At 36.2% G+C, this 6,489-nt stretch carries 8 protein-coding genes and 1 pseudogene; 2 read left to right on the forward strand and 7 right to left on the reverse strand.

Annotated features, from left to right (window positions below; genetic code table 11):
- Positions 1-50: 50 nt before the first annotated feature.
- From BCI01S_RS15045 to BCI01S_RS15070, 6 genes are all read right to left on the reverse strand, one after another.
- Entirely contained in the window at positions 51-686 is a 636-nt protein-coding gene (locus BCI01S_RS15045; RefSeq protein WP_061799794.1) for a beta/alpha barrel domain-containing protein, read from the reverse strand.
- The gene (gene dapA / locus BCI01S_RS15050; protein ID WP_047941467.1) at positions 673-1,599 is read right to left on the reverse strand and encodes a 4-hydroxy-tetrahydrodipicolinate synthase; all 927 of its coding nucleotides are present in this window, start codon (positions 1,597-1,599) and stop codon (positions 673-675) included. The genes BCI01S_RS15045 and dapA overlap by 14 nt, the downstream gene beginning before the upstream one ends.
- A 77-nt stretch (positions 1,600-1,676) precedes the next feature.
- Positions 1,677-2,264: an SIS domain-containing protein gene (locus BCI01S_RS15055; protein WP_061799798.1), complete on the reverse strand. Its 588-nt coding sequence runs from the start codon at positions 2,262-2,264 to the stop codon at positions 1,677-1,679.
- 52 nt (positions 2,265-2,316) lie between these two features.
- On the reverse strand, positions 2,317-3,579 hold the full coding sequence (gene ulaA / locus BCI01S_RS15060; protein ID WP_235844517.1) for a PTS ascorbate transporter subunit IIC: 1,263 nt from the start codon (positions 3,577-3,579) through the stop codon (positions 2,317-2,319).
- A gap of 20 nt (positions 3,580-3,599) precedes the next feature.
- Positions 3,600-3,887 carry a PTS sugar transporter subunit IIB gene (locus BCI01S_RS15065; RefSeq protein ID WP_047941465.1) on the reverse strand — a complete coding sequence of 96 codons (288 nt, stop codon included), beginning with the start codon at positions 3,885-3,887 and terminating at the stop codon, positions 3,600-3,602.
- Between the two features lie 15 nt (positions 3,888-3,902).
- Complete coding sequence (locus BCI01S_RS15070) at positions 3,903-4,346, reverse strand: PTS sugar transporter subunit IIA (RefSeq protein WP_047941464.1); 444 nt, start codon at positions 4,344-4,346, stop codon at positions 3,903-3,905.
- A 329-nt stretch (positions 4,347-4,675) separates the two neighbouring features.
- On the opposite strand from BCI01S_RS15070, the gene BCI01S_RS15075 reads away from it, so the two are divergent.
- Together BCI01S_RS15075 and BCI01S_RS15080 are read left to right on the forward strand one after the other, a co-directional pair.
- Complete coding sequence (locus BCI01S_RS15075; RefSeq protein ID WP_047941463.1) at positions 4,676-4,909, forward strand: DUF1858 domain-containing protein; 234 nt, start codon at positions 4,676-4,678, stop codon at positions 4,907-4,909.
- Between the two features lie 8 nt (positions 4,910-4,917).
- Positions 4,918-6,165, forward strand: coding sequence for a DUF438 domain-containing protein (locus tag BCI01S_RS15080; protein WP_061799800.1), 1,248 nt, complete (start codon positions 4,918-4,920; stop codon positions 6,163-6,165).
- A gap of 116 nt (positions 6,166-6,281) precedes the next feature.
- Here BCI01S_RS15080 and BCI01S_RS15085 read toward each other — a convergent pair.
- Positions 6,282-6,489: pseudogene (locus BCI01S_RS15085) on the reverse strand (fructose bisphosphate aldolase); the annotation flags it as partial.

Genomic DNA, 6,489 nt, shown 5'->3' on the forward strand with positions numbered 1-6,489 from the left:
TTGCTGCCTTATTTCTCATTAACTATTTCTCTTGCTTTATTCTCTATGTTTCACTTCTTGTTTCGATATTCTCTTAATTTTTCTACAAGTTCTCTAGCATTTTGTTCAATTTGTGATGATGTTCCTTTTGTTAACAAACTACCGATTCCTACACAGTCAATTCCATTTTCAAACCAATCTATGATATTATCTATCGTAACACCTCCAGAAGCCATTATAGGCATATAAGGAATCGGTGTTTTGAAAACTGTTCCAAGCTGGGATCCGTAATAATTAGAAATCGGGAATGCTTTAATCATGGAAGCACCTGATTCCATCGCATCCACCATCTCCGAAATGGTTGTACAGCCTGGAGCATAAGGTATTTGGTATCGATTGCATATTCTACTAACCTCTTCTTTGTAATTTGGTGCAATGATAAATTTCGCTCCAGCTAATATCGCTAATCTTGCTGTTTCTGTATCTAAGACTGTACCAGCCCCTACTAGTAAACGAGCACCATATTTCTCATTTAACCCCTTTATAATTTCCCCCGCATTTGGTAATGTGTAGCTAATTTCTAATACATCTACTCCTCCAGCTAAGCATCCATCTGCAATTTCATAGGCACGTTCTAATGTTTCTACCCTTACAATTGCCATAATTGCTGTATTTTCGATTCTATTAAGAATGTTATTTTTGTACATGAATAGCAGCCCCTTCATACGATAATTGATGATATTTTTGTAGATATGCTGCTATTACCGAGTTAATTTCTTCGATTACTTCACTTTTTGGTTCTAAGACTGGATACCTAGCTGGCCCAACTGGAATCTGCGCAAGCTCCATTGCCTTTTTTAAGATAGAAGGGGTGGAACCAAGTTTTAATACTCGACGCAGCTCCTCTAAACTTTGCTGTGCTTCTTCTGCTTCCTGTCTTTCGCCCTTTTGCCAATGCTTATAAATAGAGACATCTATATATGTTAATAGGTTCGCAGTTGCGGCAATTGCTCCTGTCGCTCCTTCATCTAAAGCTTTTAAAATTAAAGAATCAGACCCAGATAAAACAGAAAAGGCCTCTTCTTTTGTCACGCTAATATAGTTTTTAATATTTTCAATGTCCCCGCTGCTATCTTTAATTCCTACTATATTATCCACCTTAGCCAGTCGTGCTACTAATGGCGGGCTTAAGTGAATACCAGTATTTTTCGGAATATTATAGAGTAATATTGGAGTACTTACCGATTCAGCAATTTTTTTATAATGATGATATAATTCATCTTCTGTTAACGACAGAAAATATGGCGTAATGACAGAAAGTGCATCTGCTCCCAGCTTCTCCATTTCTTTTGATAGAGAAATGACTTCTGCTGTGCTATTCCCTCCAGTTCCTACAAAAATAGGAACGCGTTTATTTGTTTCATTAATGACAAGTGAGGCAAATTCGACTTTTTCCTCTCTTGATAAAACATGAAATTCTCCATTCGTACCTAAAATAAATAATCCAGCCACCTTTGAAAGGATTAAGCGATTTACTAGATTACGTGTTGCTTGTATATCTATCTTTTGCTCCTGATCAAAAGGGGTAACCATTGCCGTAATGATTCCACTAGGCCTCATTATCTTCACCTCTGTTAAACTATTTATTTTGCTGGCTATAGAAAGTTTCTTCCTCTATAGCCTTTTAAAATTTCCTATTATTTAATGGACTGTCCAAGGGTTCCACCAGGATGCCACTTTACATACGTTTGTGCATCCAAGCCTATCTCATTTTGAAGTAATACTGATAAGGTTTGCAGTACAAGCAGTTCAGCAACAACAGAAGCTCTAGGAGGCTTATTAAGACCATCCCCCTCCTTTGATACACCTGCAAAAATTGCAAAGTCGCTTTGCCGAGCAATCGAGGACTGCAGATTCCCTGTAATGGAAATGATAATTGCCCCATTTTCTCTTAAAGTGTGAATCGTCTTTTTTAATTCCTCTGTCTCTCCACTATTGGAAATGGCAATTACGACATCTCCTTCCACTACTTGACCTGACGAGCCATGAATTGCTTCTGTTCCATCTAAAAAGTAGGCTGGAGTTCCGGTAGAGGATAATAAAGATGCACTATAACGTGCAACATAGCTAGGTTTTCCAATACCCGTGAGATGTAATCGTTTTCCTTTTTTCCCAGCATTAATAATACAGGACTTTGCATCTTCTAGATTAGCTATGGAAATATGGTTGATTAATTGATTCATCTCTTCTTGTATCGCTTCTAAATAGTTCTTCGCCTCACTCATTTCTTCTTTTCCTTTCCTCTTGATTTCTTTTTCCCCATAACTTAACTAAAATTTAGTGGAAAAAGCTTAAGAATTTATTGAGAAGCATACCAGTAATATTGTAGTCAATATTTGGAAAAGTCGACCCTTCAATATTCATACCAGCAAACACTGGATAGAGAACTGTTGGTAAGAGGGCTAGTAATAATCCAACCACAAATGATCCTGCAACTGCTCCTCTCCAGCCCCCTGTTGAGTTACCAAAAACCGCAGCCGTTCCTCCTGAGAAGAAAGCAATATGAGCAGCAGGTATAATAACAACTGGGAAATCAAAAAACACCATAATAAATACTGCCAAAAGTCCAGCTACATATGCAGACAGGAAACCAACAATTACTGCTGTTGGCGCAAATGGGAAGACAGTCGGAACATCTAGAGCCGGACGCGAATTCGGGATAAATTTCTCCGAGATAGACACAAAAGCTGCTGTAATTTCGGCCAAAAACATACGTACACCTGTCATTAAAATCGACATCCCTGCTGTGAACATAAAGGCTTGGATTAAGGGGAAGACTAGCCAGTGGGTTGTACCAGCTAATTCTTGTGTAACATCTTTTCCCGCCTTTAGAGCAGAGACATAGAAAAGAATCAACATGATAACAGCCATTCCCATCAGAAAATCTCTAAAAAAAGATAACCAAGCAGGAAATTTAATTGATTCCGTGCTTTTCTCTTGATGCTTGCTGAATAACATTCCAATACTGCCTGATAAAGCATAGCCTAACATATTAAAATGCCCTATAGCAGTAGCATTGCTGCCTGTAATTTTCCGCATAAAAGGCTGACATAATTGCGGTAAAGCAGCTGAACAAAATCCTAAAATAACCCCGCCAACAAGGATTGAAATAGTATTTGAATACCCATAAGATTTAATAATGAGCGATAGTACACATGCAAAGAATAAACTATGCCCTCCTGTAAAAAAAATATTCTTCATAGGAGTTATTCTTGCAAAAACTAGATTCATTACAAACCCTAAAATCAATGTGCAGGATACAACAAACCCATACTCCGATTGTGCAAGGGCTGTTGCGGCTTCTGGAGATGCGACAACTCCAGTTAAATCAAAGCCATCTTGGAATAAGACATTAAAGTTTTTCAATGCAGCTGTCATCGTACTAGCACCTATTCCAAAGATCAAAAACCCAATCAGTGTTTTAAAGGTGCCAGTCATTACTTCTGTCATTGCCTTTTTTTGTGCCAGCAATCCAATCAATGCAACTAACGCTAGAATGATTGCAGGATTACTAAATAAACTAATTATGAATTGCATCATTTACTAACAGCTCCTTCTATTCAAATTTCCGTTTGCTGTAAAAATGCATTTAATTTTTCAAGAATTTCTTTTTTATCTACAATATTTGCAATACCAATAATATGCTGCTTTATTCCTTTATTACTCAATTCCTGTGCAACGTCGACAAGCGTGATTAATAATTCGCCATCAAACCCAGGCACTCCATCCAATGAGGAATGTTCGACTTGGATAGGCAGTTTATTTTCTTTCACAACCTCATTTACCTTTATCTTTAGCATCAAACTTGAACCAACACCTGCTCGACACGCTACTAATGCTTTATACATAGAAATCTCTCCCTTTTAAATTTTACTAATATATGAAAATATCTCTTTCGGACTACTGCTTGTATCTAACAGCTTAAAAAACTCCTCATTTTCCAAGAGCTTTACCAATTCTGCCAATGCTTCCAAATGACTATTACTATCTGTAGCACTTAAGCAGAATAAGTACTTAACAGGGTCATTTGCTTCATTTCCAAACCTAACAGGATATTCTAAAGTAGTAATCCCAATTGCTGTTTCCTTTGCCCCAAATTCTGCAGGAGCATGTGGTAAAGCTACATGCTTAGTAATGACAATATATGGTCCTATTGTTTTAGCAATTTCGATTATTTTATTGACATATTCTTTTGTTATTTTGTTTTTCATTACGAGAGGTAGTGTACCTTTTCTAATTGCTTCCTCCCAATTATCCACCCTCACATTTAATTGGATAAATTCTTCCTCTAAGATATTGCTTAACAATATCACTACCTCCTTTAAAGCCGTTTCCTTTTTTTCATTTCAGCCTTATTGTATTAACTCTCTTTTAAGCTATACATCCTCCATGTCTTTATTTTTTAAAGTGATCACCTTTAATTAAATTGTAGTTTGTAGCGCTTACTTCTTCAACGTTCATTGAGTTCTTATTTTGTTGGGAGCCTAAACAAATCATGAACCTAAATAAAATAGCTCCTGTAAAAGTGCTATTGTTTATCCATTATTTTTAAAGTGTGATTTCCATCACATTTTTGTTTTGATTATTTTGTTATACTTCCATTGAGAATTATTATCAGAAAAAGAGGTGTTATCGATTGGCTAAACTATTAGATTTAAATCTAACCATCTTAGAACTAACCACTACTTATCCAGAATTAGTCAGCGTTTTAAAAGACCTTGGATTTGAAAAGATTACAGACCCTCGCATAATACAAACTGCCGGACGAATAATGACGATTCCAAAGGGATGCCGCATAAGAAAAATATCAATGGAAACAGTAAAGCAAACTTGTATAGATCATGGATTTACAATTATAGAAGAAGGATGAGACAACATATGAGTGAATTAATAAACAATCGAGCAGAATTAAAAAAAGAAGCTTCTGAGCGCCAGCAGCTTTTAAAAGAAATTATTAAAGATTTACATGCTGGCAGGTCCGTGGAAGAAGTTAAAGCTCAATTCGAAAAAGCAGTTGGTAATATATCGGTATCGGAAATATCACAGCTTGAACAAGCATTAATGGAAGAGGAAGGTATCCCAGTTGAAGAGGTACAACGATTATGTTCCGTGCACACAGCAGTATTCAAAGGGTCCATTGATGATATTCATGCCTCCACTTCCCAAAAAGCTGAAGAAGAAGCTGGACATCCAATCCATACTTTTAAACTGGAAAATAAGGAAATTGATTTGTTGGTGAATTTCAAGCTTCAGCTTCATTATGAACGATTTGAAAAAGAAGATTCTCCAGACAATATCCAAAAACTTTCAGAAGACATACAATTATTAGTAGAAATCGATAAACACTATAGCCGCAAGGAAAATTTACTATTCCCCTTTCTTGAAAAATACGGTATATATGGACCAACCCAGGTAATGTGGGGAGTAGATGATCGAATTCGTGCAGCTATCAAATTAGCCAAGCAACAATTGGAAGACTATCATGGGGAAAAACAAGACATTCTGAATAATATTTACTTTATCATTCAAGAAGCTACTGAAATGATTTTTAAAGAAGAGAATATTCTCTTTCCAATGGCCCTAAGCACATTAACCGAAGATGAATGGATAAAAATTGCAGCGGAAAGCGAAGAAATTGGCTATTGTTTGATTAAACCGGTCGAAAAGTGGATTCCAAAGCGAGTTTCTATGCAAGAGACATCTGCTTTAGATAAGATTGAAAGTGGATTGATTCAATTTGAAACTGGAATTTTATCTGTCAAACAGCTAGAGCTGATGCTGAATCATTTGCCAGTGGATATCACCTTTATTGATAAAGACGATGTTGTACGTTACTTTTCCCATGGAAAAGAAAGAATTTTTGCCCGAACAAAAGCTGTCATTGGACGCACTGTCCAAAACTGTCATCCACCAAAAAGCGTGCATATAGTAGAAAAGTTATTAAATGACTTTAAATCAGGAAAAAAAGATAGTGAAGACTTTTGGATTAAATTCAAAGATAAATATGTATATATACGGTACTTTGCTGTAAGAAATGAACAAAGCGAATATATGGGAACACTGGAGTTCACGCAGAATATACATCCTATCCAAGCGATAGACGGAGAAAAAAGAATTCTTGATTAATCGTATAAAGGCTCTGATAAACTGTATCAGAGCCTTTCCATTTAAAATTTCTTTTTCTCATCTTCTAAATATATAGTTTTTCTTTTTCAAACGGAATTACAATTAAAAATGTCCCCTTATTCCTTGACGGTGGAAGCTTCGTAAATAGAGGTTACGGCTTCTTTTAAGCTTTGATTGAATTCTTCCTCTGATTGATTAACGTTTAATTCTTCGCTTAGAGCTCTCGAGAAACTTGCGATTATATTGTCATTTTCTTTTAATTTTTGATTTGCTTCTTCTCTGCTATATCCTCCGGAAAGCGCAACTACTCGAACCACTCGTGGA

The organism is Niallia circulans NBRC 13626 (genome assembly GCF_001591585.1).
Taxonomy (GTDB): Bacteria; Bacillota; Bacilli; order Bacillales; family Cytobacillaceae; genus Niallia; species Niallia circulans.